9 protein-coding genes are annotated in these 11,240 nt (G+C 39.4%); 3 read left to right on the top strand and 6 right to left on the bottom strand.

All coding sequences use genetic code 11. The features are described 5' to 3' along the window. The first annotated feature begins 92 nt into the window (after window positions 1-92). The 3 genes from AA977_RS01730 to AA977_RS01720 all read left to right on the top strand — a co-directional run bounded on the left by AA977_RS01730 (window position 93) and on the right by AA977_RS01720 (window position 4,158). The gene (locus AA977_RS01730) at window positions 93-1,835 is read left to right on the top strand and encodes a bifunctional metallophosphatase/5'-nucleotidase (RefSeq protein WP_064434342.1); all 1,743 of its coding nucleotides are present in this window, start codon (window positions 93-95) and stop codon (window positions 1,833-1,835) included. A gap of 198 nt (window positions 1,836-2,033) precedes the next feature. After that, window positions 2,034-3,296 (top strand): MFS transporter, encoded by a 1,263-nt coding sequence (locus AA977_RS01725; protein ID WP_064434341.1) that lies wholly within the window; start codon window positions 2,034-2,036, stop codon window positions 3,294-3,296. Between the two features lie 52 nt (window positions 3,297-3,348). Then, complete coding sequence (locus AA977_RS01720; protein ID WP_064434340.1) at window positions 3,349-4,158, top strand: flagellar hook-basal body protein; 810 nt, start codon at window positions 3,349-3,351, stop codon at window positions 4,156-4,158. Window positions 4,159-4,758: 600 nt separating this feature from the next. On the opposite strand, the gene AA977_RS01715 is transcribed toward AA977_RS01720, so the two are convergent. From AA977_RS01715 to fliG, 6 genes are read right to left on the bottom strand one after another with little or no spacing between them, the layout of a single operon-like run. Continuing rightward, window positions 4,759-5,001: a hypothetical protein gene (locus tag AA977_RS01715; RefSeq protein ID WP_064434339.1), complete on the bottom strand. Its 243-nt coding sequence runs from the start codon at window positions 4,999-5,001 to the stop codon at window positions 4,759-4,761. Window position 5,002: 1 nt separating this feature from the next. Beyond that, a complete protein-coding gene (locus tag AA977_RS01710) occupies window positions 5,003-5,761 on the bottom strand; it encodes a protein NO VEIN domain-containing protein (protein ID WP_064434338.1) in 759 nt (252 codons plus the stop codon). Window positions 5,762-5,775: 14 nt separating this feature from the next. Continuing rightward, a complete protein-coding gene (gene lepA, locus AA977_RS01705) occupies window positions 5,776-7,566 on the bottom strand; it encodes a translation elongation factor 4 (RefSeq protein ID WP_064435177.1) in 1,791 nt (596 codons plus the stop codon). Between the two features lie 20 nt (window positions 7,567-7,586). After that, complete coding sequence (dxs, locus tag AA977_RS01700) at window positions 7,587-9,437, bottom strand: 1-deoxy-D-xylulose-5-phosphate synthase (RefSeq protein WP_064434337.1); 1,851 nt, start codon at window positions 9,435-9,437, stop codon at window positions 7,587-7,589. Window positions 9,438-9,439: 2 nt separating this feature from the next. Beyond that, the gene (fliH, locus tag AA977_RS01695; RefSeq protein WP_080472358.1) at window positions 9,440-10,216 is read right to left on the bottom strand and encodes a flagellar assembly protein FliH; all 777 of its coding nucleotides are present in this window, start codon (window positions 10,214-10,216) and stop codon (window positions 9,440-9,442) included. Further along, the gene (gene fliG, locus AA977_RS01690; RefSeq protein WP_000201859.1) at window positions 10,203-11,234 is read right to left on the bottom strand and encodes a flagellar motor switch protein FliG; all 1,032 of its coding nucleotides are present in this window, start codon (window positions 11,232-11,234) and stop codon (window positions 10,203-10,205) included. The genes fliH and fliG overlap by 14 nt, the downstream gene beginning before the upstream one ends. Window positions 11,235-11,240 lie beyond the last annotated feature (6 nt).

Here is an 11,240-nt window from a genome sequence, read left to right as displayed (position 1 = left end):
TTTAGGCGTTAAAATGTCAATGTGAAATCATCGTATCAGTGTTAATATTATGTAAAAATAATATGATGAATATCTTTTATAGGAAAATCTTAATGAAAAAATTGATTTTAGCCATCTTTTTAGCGCTGACGCTTTCGGTATTTGCCAAAGAAGTGAAAATAGTGTTTTTGGAAACTTCAGACATTCATGGGCGGCTTTTTTCGTATGATTATGCCGTGGGGGAACAAAAACCCAATAATGGTTTGACAAGGATTGCGACTTTAATCAAAAAGCAAAGAGCTGAAAATAAACATGTGATTTTGATTGATAGCGGGGATTTGTTGCAGGGTAATAGTGCAGAGTTGTTTAATGATGAGCCTATCCATCCGTTAGTTCGAGCCGAAAACGATTTGAAATTTGATATTCGTGTGCTTGGCAATCACGAGTTTAATTTTAGCAAAAGTTTTTTGGAAAAGAATATTAAGGGGTTTAATGGCGATGTTGTGAATGCGAATATTATTAAAACTGCGGACAATAAGTCGTTTGTGAAGCCTTATCTTATTAAAAACATTGATGGCGTGAGGGTGGCGATCGTGGGGTATTTGGTGCCGCATGTCCCCACTTGGGAAGCCTCTACGCCTGAACATTTTGCAGGATTGGAGTTTTTGAGTGCCAAAGAAGCGTTAAAAAAGACTTTGAAAGAATTAAAAGGGAAATATGACATTTTGATTGGCGCTTTTCATTTAGGGCGAGAAGATGAGAAAGGTGGCGATGGGATACCTGATTTAGCGAAAAAATTCCCGCAATTTGACATTATTTTTGCAGGGCATGAACATGCGGTTTATAACACAAAAATGGGAAAAGTGCATACCATTGAGCCTGGAGCGTATGGGGCTTATCTTGCAAAAGGGGTGGTTGTATTTGACACCAAAACAAAGAAAAAAACTATAACGACTGAAAATTTATCCACAAAAGATGTGCCAGAAGATGAAGAATTGGCGAAAAAATATGAATACGTGGATCAAAAATCAAAAGAATACGCTAATGAAGTGGTTGGAGAAGTCACAAAAACCTTTATTGACAGGCCTGATTTTATCACAGGAGAGGCAAAAATCACCACGATGCCAACCGCCGCATTGCAAGAAACACCTATTATCACATTGATTAACAAAGTGCAAAAATATTACGCCAAAGCCGATGTTTCGGCAGCAGCCTTATTCAATTTTGGTGCAAATTTGAAAAAAGGGCCTTTTAGAAGGAAAGATGTTGCGTTCATTTACAAATTCACCAACACGCTCATTGGAGTGCATATAACGGGTGAAAATCTATTAAAATACATGGAATGGTCATATAGATTTTACAATCAGTTGCAACTAGGCGATTTGACAATCAGTTTTGATGAAAACATTCGTGGCTATAATTTTGATATGTTTTCTGGCGTGAAATATCAGGTTGATGTTACAAAACCCGCTGGACAAAGGATTATTAATCCAACAATTAACGGAAAACCCATTGATCCCAAAGCGAAATACAAATTAGCGATCAATAATTACCGATTCGGGACATTGTCGGCATTGCAATTGGTTACAAACGCTGACAGGTATTATGATTCTTACGATGAGTTGCAAGATGGCGGGCAAATACGAGAGTTGATTATCAAATACATCACTGAAGAAAAAGGCGCGAAAGTAACCCCTGAATTGGAGCATAACTGGGAAATCGTAAACTACAATTTCCAAAACCCGTTGTTGAAAAAATTGGCAGAAAAATTAAAAGAGGGAAGCCTAAAAATCCCTACCTCAAAAGACGGGAGGACTTTGAATGTCAAATCCATTAAGGAAAGTGAAGTGGAATAAAAAATGAGGGAGTTTTAAAACCTCTCTTTTGCCATTAAAGAAAATTAGTTTTATAAATAGAATGATACGGGAGCGATCTTTTAATGATTTTCCTAATGACACAAACGCCATAATCCTTTTATTGATTCATCAAATGTTGTTGGTGTATTCCCTAACTATTAGTAAAATTACCTAAAAATTTCATATTCAAGGATAGCCATGAATCCCCAACCCGCCACCAAAAAACCCTTAAAATCTCTTTTAGCCGCTAGTTCAGGCAATTTAGTGGAATGGTATGACTTTTACGCTTATGCATTCCTTGCCCCTTATTTTGCTAAGGAATTTACCCACACTAATGACCCTACTTTAGCGCTAATCTCAGCTTTTTTAGTTTTCATGCTAGGGTTTTTCATGCGCCCTTTGGGGAGTTTGTTTTTTGGTAAATTGGGGGATAAAAAGGGGCGTAAAACCTCTATGGTGTATTCTATTATCCTTATGGCGCTAGGCTCTTTCATGCTGGCATTGCTCCCCACTAAAGAAGTCGTAGGGGAATGGGCGTTTTTATTTTTATTGTTAGCCAGGCTTTTGCAAGGCTTTAGCGTGGGAGGCGAATATGGCGTGGTCGCCACTTATCTCTCTGAATTGGGCAAGAATGGCAAAAAAGGTTTTTATGGCTCTTTTCAATACATAACTCTGGTTGGAGGGCAACTCTTAGCCATTTTTTCACTTTTTATCGTTGAAAATATTTACACGCATGAGCAAATCAGCGCGTTCGCTTGGCGTTATTTATTCGCTTTAGGGGGTATATTAGCCTTACTCTCGCTCTTTTTAAGAAATATCATGGAAGAAACTATGGATAGCGAAACAGCTCCCCAAAAAGAAAGGGGCAGTTTAAAGGAATTGCTCCACCATAAAAAAGCCTTAATGATAGTCTTTGGGCTAACTATGGGAGGGAGTTTGTGTTTCTATACTTTTACGGTGTATTTAAAAATCTTTTTAACTAATAGTTCGTCATTTAGCCCTAAAGAAAGCAGTTTTATCATGCTTTTAGCGCTCAGTTATTTTATATTCTTACAGCCCTTATGCGGGATGCTTGCAGACAGGATCAAACGCACCCAAATGTTGATGGTTTTTGCTATCGCAGGGCTTATTGTAACGCCCCTTGTCTTTTATGGTATCAAGCATGCCACTAGCGTGTATGAAGCCCTATTTTATGAAATGCTTGCATTGAGTGCGATGAGTTTTTACACTTGTATTGCTGGGGTCATTAAGGCGGAATTATTCCCTGAACATGTGCGAGCGCTTGGCGTGGGCCTGGCTTATGCGATTGCAAATGCACTTTTTGGGGGGAGTGCGAGCTATATAGCGTTAGAATTCAAACAACATGGTTTTGAAGTGGGGTTTGTGGGCTATGTCATGTTGAGCATTATTATTTTTATGGTTATGGTTATCATATTCCCTAAAAAAACCTATTTGGAATAAATTGGTTCTTGTTTAATTTTTGCTATAATTTTGCATTTAAAAGGATTATTGCATGCAAAATGGGTATTATGCGGCCGCAGGAGCAATGGCCACGCAATTTAACCGCTTGGATTTAACCTCTAATAATTTAGCTAATTTAAACACCAATGGCTTTAAAAGAGACGATGCGATTACAGGCGATTTTTTAAGGCTTTACCAACAATACCGAGAGCAACTACCCCTAGAAGATCAAACCAAAGCGAGCGCGAAATATTTGAATCGCAATCTCAATCGTGTGCCTATTCTATCAGAAATTTATACAGATAAAAGCCTTGGCGCGTTTGAAGAAACGCATAACCCCTTAGATTTCGCCCTAACAAGCCCTAACCTCTATTTTGCGATACAAACTAATGAGGGCATCGCCTACACCAGAGACGGGCATTTTAGCGTTGATAAAGACGGCTTTTTGGTTACCCTTAATGGCTTTAAGGTACTTTCACGCTCTGGCTTGAACGAACAAGGAGGGATCATGCTCATGCCTAACGCTGAAATTGAGGTGGATCAAAATGGTGGAATCACTTTTAGGGATAATGAAGCCCCAATTCAAGCGGGCGCGTTGGCTTTAGTGAGTTTTAGCGAACCAAAAAACCTTAAAAAAATAGGGCAAAACCTTTATACCTATCAAGGCGAAGGCGTCCATCAAGTCTCTGACTCTGGTGCGTTAAGGCAATCCATGCTAGAAAAAAGCAATGTCAATGCGGTGCGTGAGATGAGCGCTTTGATTGAAATCAACCGCTTTTTGGACATGTATTCTAAAGTGCTAAAAACCCATCAAGATGACATGAACGCTGAAGCGATCAACAAGCTCGCTACAAAAGCTTAAACTTTTGGTTGTTTTAAATTTATAAGGGGGTTTTTGCGATACCCTAACTCCCTAATCACGCTTTTTAAAAGCCTTGTTAATCTTTAAGATTAGTTTTAAAAGAGTTTAGAGGATTAATGCGCTTTTCTTTTGCAATCGCTTGCAAAGTCGACGGTAATGCAAGCTCCTCTTTATTTCGTAGTTTATAGCCGCTAACTATTCAATAACAATTCAACTTTACTATTTTGCTTGTTGTTTAAAACGCTCTTTTTTGTGGTATTCTGTAAGCAAACGCCCCCATTTTTCTTGTTATGGCTCTTGCGTTTTAAACTCGTTTGTGGTAGGATCAGTCCCATTAAGGTTTGAGACGCTATAGTTGATGCCGTCTTTATAATCGTTAGAGAGTGTCGCTCTCTAACTCCCTTAATGTTTTATCGCACCATTCAAATCAAGCTTTTTTATCATCAGCGTTCATTTTAAGATAGAGCCATTCTAAAAGCTTGTAAAATTTTCTTTCTGCTTCCACTAATCTTTAATTTAATTGCACCCTTTTAGCATAACAACACCATATCTAAAGAGATCTTTTTTATTTATAAATGTAATTTTTGTAATTTTATATTTTCACTCCAACGCCAAGTCAATCAAAATTTGCCAATTCTCTTTATAATGTTGTAGTTGCGACAAACTCTTTGTGTTTCCCCATTCTTGCGTCTCTTCAATAGGGATAATATAGCATTCACTCGTGCGAGTGTCTATCCCTAAAATCAAATCGCAATCTTTTTTGGTGTATTTGTAAGTGCGTTTAGGAGCATTCCTATCAATTTGAACCCCACTCCTAGAACCCCCCGTAAAATTTAAAGTTATTTTATTTTATTTGCCCTATTAAGTGGTATTCTAAAACGCTTTTTTGCTTTCTTTCGCATGCTTTAAACTCTAAATGTTTTAAGGGGTTAGCGATAGATAAAAGATAGGGTTTTTCACTTAAATTCAATACCACTACAAGCACATAATCATGGCTATAAGTTCGCGCTTGTTCGTATTCTTTTTGAGTCAATCTCAATGTTCCTTGCTTTTCTCTAATGCCCTTAACTTCCACTAAAAACGCCCGCTTGTTAGTTTGAATATAGAAATCATACCCATCGCCAAAAAGACGCATGTCTTTTAAATGCCCATACGAAAATGTTTTGATGTTTTTATAGTGGTTTAAAAAATACAATTCTGCTTCTAAACCTGTTTCTTGCATGCTTTTATAGCGGGTTGTAAGATAAGCGTTAGGGGTAATGCCTAAATTTTTGATGCCGTATTGTTCTTGCAAAAACAATTTCACAATATGGCTAAAACCCTTAACGCTTTCATCTTTAAACAAACTATCAATCCATAATTTTCTATGGATATAGGCATCGCCTTTTTGCCACCAGCCTTTGCGTTTGTTAGGAAAAAAATAATCAAATAAATCCATGCGATTTTTGATAACGCCAGTCGTATCAGCCAAGCCAATTTGGACGCAATATTCAAAAAAAGCATTTTTGGTAGAAAAGCCAAATTCTTTAATGAAATCATTATCAAATTTTGCCAAAGCATAGCCTATGAGATTTAAGATTTCATAGTTCTTATGTTTTGCCATTGAGTTAAAATTGCCTAATCAATCTTTAATATCGCTAAAAATGCATCTTGGGGAAGTTCCACTTTACCGATAGCTTTCATGCGCTTCTTGCCTTCTTTTTGCTTTTCTAAGAGTTTTCTTTTTCGTGTAATATCGCCCCCATAGCACTTAGCCGTTACATTCTTACCAACGGATTTGATCGTCTCTCTAGCGATGATTTTATTCCCCACGCTCGCCTGGATAGCGACTTCAAAAAGCTGGCGCGGGATAAGCTCTTTCATCGCTTCCACTAAAGCGCGCCCCTTTTCATACGCCTTATTTTTATCTATGATGATAGAAAACGCATCCACTATATCGCCTGCAACCCTCACATCTAATTTCACCAAATTAGCTTCTCTGTTTTCTATGGGCTCATAATCAAAGCTCGCATACCCTTTAGTGCAAGATTTGAGCTTGTCATAAAAATCCATCACAATTTCATTGCTCGGCAAAGAATAAGTGAGCATGACACGAGACTGGTTTAAATACTCCATTTTTTCTTGAATGCCTCTTTTATGATTCAATAACTGCATTAAATTACCCAAAAATTCGCTAGGCGTGATAATCGTGGCTCTCACGAAAGGCTCTTTGATGCAAGCGATATGGTTTTCAGGGGGTAATTCGCTAGGGTTTTGGACATATTTGATGCTATTATCCGTTAAATGCACTTCATAGACCACCGTGGGAGCGGTAGCGATTAAGTTAAGGCCAAATTCCCTCTCTAGCCTTTCTTTGATCACTTCCATATGCAATAGCCCTAAAAAGCCCACCCTAAAACCAAAGCCAAGCGCTACCGAGCTTTCAGGCTCAAAATTCAAAGCGCAATCGTTAAGCTGGAGTTTCAATAACGCTTCTCTCAAATCTTCAAACCGGTCCGTTTCTATAGGGTAAAGCCCCGCAAACACAAAGGGCTTAGCCGGCATAAAGCCTTCAATGGGTTTAGGGGTAGGGTTTTTAGCGTCTGTGAGCGTATCGCCTACCGCAATATCAGTAACGCTCTTTAGCCCCAAACTCACAATACCAATCTCGCCGCATTCTAAACTTTTGGTGGGGATTTTTTTCAAAGGGTTGGGGTAGTATAGCCCTAAAACGCCATGTTTTTTACCCGTCCCCATCACTAAAATTTCCTGCTCTGTGTTGATGCTCCCATCCATGATGCGCACTAGCGCTAACGCCCCTAAATAATTATCAAACCATGAATCATAGATGAGTGCTTTTAAAGGAGCGCTAGCATCACCGCTAGGGGCAGGAATAGTGGTAATGATTTTTTCTAACAAATTCTTAATGCCAATCTTAGCTTTAGCGCTCACTTCATTAGCGCTAGAACAATCAATGCCTATCGTGTCTTCTATATCCTGTTTGACTTCCAAAACATTCGCATTCGGCAAATCAATCTTATTGATCACCGGTAAAATTTCTAAATTGTTATCCAATGCGATATAAGTGTTTGCAATGGTTTGCGCTTCCACGCCTTGAGTGGCATCTACCACCAATAACGCCCCTTCGCACGAACACAAAGAGCGAGACACTTCATAGCTAAAATCCACATGCCCTGGGGTGTCAATGAGGTTTAACACATAATCTTCCCCCTTCAATGTGTAATTCAAGCGCACGCTTTGAGCTTTAATCGTAATACCCCTTTCCTTTTCAATATCCATAGTGTCCATCACTTGGCTGGTCATTTCTCTGTTGCTAATAGCGTTGCATTCAGCGATCAAACAATCCGCTAAAGTGCTTTTACCATGGTCAATGTGAGCGATAATGGAAAAATTGCGGATATTTTTCATAGGCGTTGGCGTTGTTGGTTTCATTTCTCTTGTCCTAAATCTTTTAAAATAGCGTCAGTCAAACTCTCTGTGTCTAAGCCTAAGGATTTTTCCACTAAAGCGGTGTTCCCATGCATGATAAATTCATCAACAATTTCAAAGCTTTTAACAGGCTTTAACGCGTTTTGTTCGCTCAAAAACTCTAAAATCGCGCTAGCCACCCCCCCAAGCTTGTAATTATCGCTAAAAACATAAAGCTTTTTATAAGGTGCAACCATTGAACTTAAATTGCGATCCAAAGGTTTAAGGAATCTCAAGTCTAAAAGAGCGCACTCTATGTTTTTTTCTTTTAAAGCCAGTTGGACCAAATAAGCCCTCCCCACGCCATTACCATAGCCAATGAGCAGAATTTCGCCCTCTTTTTGCAACCATTCGCTTTGCCCTAAAACAAAACCGCTAGGCTCAAAAACCCCCTCTTTTAACACAAACGACCCCCTAGGATAGCGGAAAGCGCAAGGGCTTGAATGGTATTCATTAGCAAAATGCACGGCGTTCTTTAAAGTCTCATTGTCTCGTGGGGCAAAAACGACCATGTTGGGGATAGAGCGCAAATACGACACGTCTAAAAGGCCTTGGTGCGTCTCGCCATCTTCGCCCACAATCCCAGCCCTGTCAATAGCTAATTTAATCGGTAAACTAGAAATGCAAGCGTCATGCACGATGGAATCATAAGCGCGTTGCAAAAAAGTAGAATAGATGCTCACAAAAGGTTTAAACCCTTCTTTAGCCATAGCGCTGCTAGAAGTTAGGGCATGTTGTTCAGCGATAGCGACATCAAAAAAGCGCAAAGGGTAGGCGTCAATGAGCTTGTCTAACCCTGTGCCGCTAGGCATTGCAGCGGTTACGCCTACAATTTTGTCATCTTTCTTGGCTAATTCTAAAAGGGTGTTAGAATACGCTTCAGTGGGCGATAAAGTCGCGCTTTTAGATTTTTTAGACAGACCGGTATCCAAATCAAAAGGCCCTACCCCATGCCATTTTTCATAGCGCCCTTCAGCGATTTTATAGCCTTTACCCTTTAAGGTTTGCGCATGAATAAGCACCGGCTCTTTAAGCTCTTTGGCTAATTTTAAGGTTTCAATAATAGCACCTAAATCATGCCCATTAATAGGCCCTATGTAGTTAATGCCTAATTCTTCAAAAAACACACCCGGGGTGATGAGCTTAAAAGATTCTTCAAAACGGCTCGCTAAATAATTCACGCTTTCCGGTAAGGTGTTTAAGATTTTTTTCACTTTAGAGCGGAAAGACTGATAAAACGGGCCTTTCATCAGCTGGCTAAGGGCTTTGGATAAGGCTCCAATAGGCGTGCTGATACTCATTTCATTATCATTTAATATCATGATCATGGGGTATTTCCTATCGCCTAGCTCGTTTAAGGCTTCATAAAAAATCCCCGCGCTAATGCTCCCATCGCCTAGTAAAGCGATAGGCATGCCTAGTTCTTGTTTCAAGCGAAAGGCTTTCGCCGCCCCCACGCCTATAGACACCGAAGTGGAGCTATGCCCGGCGATGAAATAATCGTATGCGCTCTCGCTGGGTTTAGTGAAGCCGCTCAAACCTTTAAATTGCCTTAAAGTGCTAAAGCTTTCAAAACGACCGGTTAAAAGCTTATGGGCGTAAGCTTGATGCGAAGTGTCAAAAATAAAAGGGTTTTTTTGGCAATCAAATAAGGCGTGCATGCCCACAATCAGCTCTACAGCCCCTAAAGAAGAACTTAAATGCCCCCCATTAGCGCTCACCACTTCTAAAATACGCTTCCTTAGCGTTTGGCACACCGCTTCCAAGCTTGCAATATCATTAGGGTTTAAATCAAAAGTTTTATTTTGCAAAATCACACCTTAAAATTATCCAACACGCTTTCTTTAAGCGTTCTAAAGCGTTCCATTAAATTCCCATCAAGACTCCCGTTAGAGCTAGTGATCATAACGCCTCCTTTAGAAATAGCCTCATTACTCTCTAACTTGATTTTGGAAGCGTTTTGCAAATGTTCGTTTAAATAAGGGTAATCCAAGGGATTGACTTTTAAGTGAATATCCGTTGCGTCTAAAACATTTTTTAAAAGCTCTTCAGCCAAAGCGAGAGCCACTTTCTGGCTATTGTCTTCCACTTCTTTAAGGATCACTTCTTTAGCCATATCTATCGCAATCGCGCTCAATTCTTTTTCCAAAGCCATTAAATGGTTTTGTGAACTTTTCATTTTTTCATCTAAAGCGGTGATCGCATGCAAAAGCTGGTTTTTTTCTTCATTCACGCTATGAGTGAGTTCGTTACGCATTTTTTCTTCGCCCTCTTTAAAGCCGATTTTATAGCCATCGTTTTTAGCGTTTTCAATCAAAGATTTGCTCTCTTCTTGAGCCTTTTCAAATTGCATTTGCAATTTCACTAAATGGCTTGAAAGCTCGTCAGTTTTTTTCAATAAACAATCGATCAAATCGTTTTCTATCGCTTTTTTTTCCAAAGGTTCTTGCGAAATAGGCGTTTCTAAAGAAGCGTGATTAGGGTTAGTTTTAGGGGGTAAATTCGCCATGCTTTTAAACTCGTATTTTTGAATGTCATGCTTATTCAAATGGTCTTTTTGGATCAAATTTTTACGGCTATTCAATGACATCTTCCTCTTCGCCCGTTTGGATCACGCCTTTTTCTTGCAAGCTTTGCACGATTTCAATGATCTTTCTTTGAGCCACATCCACATCTTTGATTTTAACCGCCCCTAAATACTGCATTTCTTCTACAAATTGCTCTGCCGCTCTGCTGCTCATGTTGTTTAAGAATTTATCCGTTAAATCTTGGGTAGAAGTTTTTAAAGCCAAAGACAAATCTTTTTTATCCGCTACTTTTAAAATCTCTCTGATAGCGAAATTGTCTAGTTTGGCTATATCTTCAAAAGTGAACATCATTTCTTTAATCGCACCGGCGAGTTTGTTATCCACGCTTTCAATGCGAGCGAGCGTGGTTTTAGCGCTCTTTTGACCCAAGCGGTTAAAGATTTCAGCCACAGCTCTTAAGCCGCCCACTTCAATTTTATAGCTGGTGAGCGATTCTAATTTGTTTTCTAGCACGGTAGAAACCCTTTTTACCACTTGAGGCGATATTTCGCCTAAATTCGCCATTCTAATGGAGATCTCGGCTTTCATTTCATCAGGAAAATAGCTCAAGGTTTCAGCGGCATTTGGGGCTTCCATGTGGGCTAAGATCAAGGCGATGGTTTGAGGGTGTTCGTTAATGATGAAATCAGCGAGTTGTTGGGGTTTGATTTTGCCTAAATAAGCGAAATTTTTTTGCGTTTGCAAGCTTTTAGTGAGTTTGTCCATCACTTTTCTGGCTTCTTCGCTCCCTAAAGTCCTGGTTAAAAGCTCTCTAGCGTATTCTAAACCGCCGGTGTTGATGTATTGGTTGGATTGGAAAATTGCAAAAAATTCCTCTAAAACCGCTGCACCGATTTGTTTGTCTGTGCCGTTTAGTTGCACGATTTGTTTAGAAATTTCTGTAATGGAGTCAATGTCTAAATGCCTTAAAATCTCGCCTGTGGTGTCTTCGCCCACTTGAATGAGTAAAATGGCGATTTTTTCACTCATGGAAAGTTCGTCTAATTGAGCCTTTTGTTTAGGGGTGAGCTTGGTTGCCATTTTTAA

The organism is Helicobacter pylori, from assembly GCF_001653455.1.
Taxonomy (GTDB): domain Bacteria; phylum Campylobacterota; class Campylobacteria; order Campylobacterales; family Helicobacteraceae; genus Helicobacter; species Helicobacter pylori_A.
The sequence above is the reverse complement of the archived record's forward strand: the minus strand, read 5'-3'. Positions and strand labels throughout refer to the sequence as shown.